At 65.7% G+C, this 1,063-nt stretch carries 2 protein-coding genes; both read left to right on the plus strand.

The window, feature by feature from the left end; genetic code table 11:
* Nucleotides 1-240: PTS sugar transporter subunit IIC (locus tag DW136_RS09845; protein WP_147324175.1), on the plus strand; the 240-nt coding region annotated here is incomplete at its 5' end.
* The gene (locus DW136_RS09850; protein ID WP_117565064.1) at nucleotides 221-1,054 is read left to right on the plus strand and encodes a PTS system mannose/fructose/sorbose family transporter subunit IID; all 834 of its coding nucleotides are present in this window, start codon (nucleotides 221-223) and stop codon (nucleotides 1,052-1,054) included. The genes DW136_RS09845 and DW136_RS09850, both read left to right, overlap by 20 nt.
* The last annotated feature ends 9 nt before the right edge of the window (nucleotides 1,055-1,063 follow it).

The following is a 1,063-nucleotide window of genomic DNA, read 5'->3' on the forward strand; positions in this document are numbered from 1 at the left end:
GGCGTTGCCGCCAACATCCTGCCGGCCATGGGCTTCGCCATGCTCGGCCGCCTGGTGCTCACCAAGCAGCTCGTGCCCTTCTACTTCCTGGGCTTCCTGCTGTGCTCCTACGCCAACGTGCCCGTCCTGGGCGTCGCCCTGATCGCCATCATCATCGGCATCGACAAGTTCGACCTGCTCGGCCTGGGCGGAGCCCAGCCCCAGCTTTCCGCGGAAGGGGATGAGGACGATGACTTCTAGTCCCGAGAACAAGATCACGCGCTCCGACCTCGTCAAGAGCGCCGTCAACGTCGGCGCCCTGGGCATGGAGTTCTCCTGGACCTACTACAAGCAGATGAACATCGCCTTCTGCCTGATGGTCGCCAACATGCTCAAGAAGATCTACGCCGGCCGCCCCGACGACTACGCCGAGGCCCTGCATCGCCACTGCGCGTTCTTCAACATCACCGTCCAGTTCGCCCCGTTCGTCGGCGGCATCGCGATGGCCATGGAGGAGAAGGTCGCCCGCGGCGAGATCGAGCCCGAGAGCGTCAACGACGTCAAGGCCGCCCTCATGGGCCCGCTGTCCGGCATCGGCGACTCCATCTTCCTGTCGACGCTGCGCGTGGTCGCCGCCGCGGTGGGCATCAGCCTGTGCCAGGCCGGCAACCCCTTCGGCCCCATCGCCTTCCTGCTCATCTACAACGTCCCCGGCTTCGCGCTGCGCATCTGGGGCGCCGTCAAGGGCTACGAGCTGGGCGTGGGCTTCCTGGACGAGGCCCAGAGGACCGGCCTCATGCAGAAGATCATGACCTGCGTGGGCATCGTGGGCGTCATGGTCGTGGGCGCCATGTGCAAGGACATGTTCTGGGCCAGCATCCCGGTGGCCATCGGCTCGGGCGAGGACGCCCAGACCCTCCAGGACATCCTGGACGGCATCATGCCCGGCATGCTCGGCATGCTCGCCTTCTGGCTGTACTACTGGCTGCTGTCCAAGAAGATCAACCCCATGGTGCTGATCGTGGCCACCATGGTCGTGGGCATCATCGGCGCGTTCTTCGGCGTGCTGGCGTAAGGGCCCGGC

The sequence above is a fragment of the Collinsella sp. AM12-1 genome (assembly GCF_003472325.1).
Classification (GTDB): Bacteria; Actinomycetota; Coriobacteriia; order Coriobacteriales; family Coriobacteriaceae; genus Collinsella.

Bases quoted from the DNA above. Each gene is read 5' to 3' on its own strand.
- DW136_RS09850 (WP_117565064.1), top strand. From the start codon at position 221: ATGAGGACGATGACTTCTAGTCCCGAGAACAAGATCACGCGCTCCGAC.